General features: G+C 69.0%; 1 protein-coding gene. It reads right to left on the bottom strand.

What is annotated here, in order from left to right:
• On the bottom strand, positions 1-377 hold a 377-nt coding region (locus AC1DUE_RS20735; RefSeq protein WP_477041280.1), incomplete at both ends, for an oxidoreductase C-terminal domain-containing protein.

A 377-nucleotide genomic window follows, 5' to 3' on the forward strand; every position in this document is an offset into this window, starting at 1 on the left:
CCGCTCGGGTCCGGCACGTCGGACGGAATCGTGATGTCGGCAGCGATCGCCCGGTCCGCCGAGCCCAGCGGGGGCGGGAACGGAGCAGCCGTCTCGATCAGGTGCTTGTAGTAGTCGAGCGACTTGGCCATGTCGACGGTGACGGCGGCGGTGACCCGTCCTTGGAAGCCGTAGACCACGGCCAGGCGGCGCGCCTCCAGAGAGCCTTGGGCGATGACCACGTGGTCGGAATAGGTGGGCACGCCCACCGATTTGATGTTGAGCCCGAACTGGGTCGACCAGAACGTCGGGACGGCGAGGTGCGGGCGCCGCAGGGGCCCTGGACTGACCATGTTGTGGGCCGCCACTTCGGCCTGAGCGACCGCGTTGCCCCAGTG

The organism is Cellulomonas sp. P4_A2, assembly GCF_056402515.1.